2 protein-coding genes are annotated in these 1,075 nt (G+C 63.3%); both read right to left on the bottom strand.

What is annotated here, in order from left to right:
* A partial coding sequence (locus tag EK23_RS21320; RefSeq protein WP_045227416.1) for a sulfate ABC transporter substrate-binding protein occupies nucleotides 1-743 on the bottom strand: 743 nt, incomplete at its 3' end.
* A gap of 29 nt (nucleotides 744-772) precedes the next feature.
* The coding region (locus EK23_RS21315; protein WP_045227415.1) for a porin at nucleotides 773-1,075 on the bottom strand (303 nt) is incomplete at its 5' end.

Genomic DNA, 1,075 nt, shown 5'->3' with positions numbered 1-1,075 from the left:
ATGCTCACCGAGGGCACCACGACTTCGTACTTGTCGCTGCCGTATTCCTTGAGGGTCAGGTAGGCCTCGTTCTCCCAGGTAATCAGCACGTCGCCGATCTCGCGCTCGGCGAAGGAGACGGTGGAACCGCGGGCGCCGGTGTCCAGCACCGCGGTGTTCTTGTACAGCTTCTTGACGAAGTCCTTGGCGGCATCCTCGCTTCCCAGCTTCTTCAGGGCATAGCCCCAGGCCGCCAGGTAGTTCCAGCGGGCGCCGCCGGAGGTCTTGGGGTTGGGCGTGACGATGGCGACGCCGGGCTTGACCAGATCGTCCCAGTCCTTGATGTGCAGGGGGTTGCCCTGACGCACCAGGAACACCATGGTGGAGGTGTAGGGCGCGCTGTTGTGGGGTAAGCGGGTCTGCCAGTTCTCGGGGATGAGCTTGCCCTTCTGGTAGAGCTGGTCCACGTCATAGGCCAGGGCCAGGGTCACCACGTCGGCATCCAGGCCGTCGATCACCGCCCGCGCCTGCTTGCCGCTGCCGCCATGGGACTGCTGTATCTCGACGCTTTCGCCGGTCTTTTCCTTCCAATGCTTGGCAAACAAGCTGTTGTATTCCTGGTAGAACTCGCGCGTGGGGTCATAGGAGACATTGAGCAAGGTGGCCGCCTGGGCCAGTTCGCCGTGCAGCAGGGAAATCCCCAGCCCGAACAGAACGGCGGCATAGAGCGTTCGCAGGATGTCTTTGAGGGTGTAGGTGTTCATAGGCTTGTCTCAAGGGTTTGTGAGTCGGATCAAAAGGCCAGCTGGACCCGGGTGGAGAACACTTTCTCGGTCTCCAGGTCGCGCACGCCGGTGCCCAGCTTGCCGCTGGCGGTGGTGAAGCCGGCGCCGCCGTCGTAGCTGGTCTGGGAGTAGTCGGCCATCAGCTTGACGTTGGGGTTGAGCCACCAGTTGGCGCCCAGGGCCCAGGTGGTGGCCGCAGACACCGAGCTGCGCGGGTCGGCGAAGGCGTACTTGGGGCTGGACGCGCTGCCGATGTTCTCGAACACGCCGTTGTCAAAATCGATGTACGACCAGCGCGCGGCGATCTGGAA

This window comes from Methyloterricola oryzae (assembly GCF_000934725.1).
Classification (GTDB): domain Bacteria; phylum Pseudomonadota; class Gammaproteobacteria; order Methylococcales; family Methylococcaceae; genus Methyloterricola; species Methyloterricola oryzae.
The sequence above is the reverse complement of the archived record's forward strand: the minus strand, read 5'-3'. Positions and strand labels throughout refer to the sequence as shown.